The 326-nt window shown below is 42.0% G+C and carries 1 pseudogene; it reads right to left on the reverse strand.

The annotated features are described in order from the left end of the window. Positions 1–11 precede the first annotated feature (11 nt). A pseudogene (tuf, locus tag ACFINZ_RS11150) lies at positions 12–326 on the reverse strand (elongation factor Tu); the annotation flags it as partial.

The following is a 326-nucleotide window of genomic DNA, read 5'->3' on the forward strand; positions in this document are numbered from 1 at the left end:
ACAACCATTATTTACTCAATGATCTTAGAAACGATACCTGCACCAACAGTACGACCACCTTCACGGATAGCAAAACGAAGTTTTTCTTCCATGGCAATTGGAACAATCAGAGAGACATCCATAGCAACATTATCACCAGGCATAACCATCTCTGTACCTTCTGGAAGCGTAACAATTCCCGTTACATCCGTAGTACGGAAATAAAACTGAGGACGATAATTCGTGAAAAACGGAGTATGACGACCACCTTCATCTTTCGTCAAAATGTAAGCCTCTGCTTTAAATCTCGTATGAGGTGTAACCGAAGCAGGCTTCGCCAAAACTTG

This window comes from Bartonella sp. AA81SXKL (assembly GCF_042196945.1).
In the GTDB taxonomy this organism is placed as follows: domain Bacteria; phylum Pseudomonadota; class Alphaproteobacteria; order Rhizobiales; family Rhizobiaceae; genus Bartonella.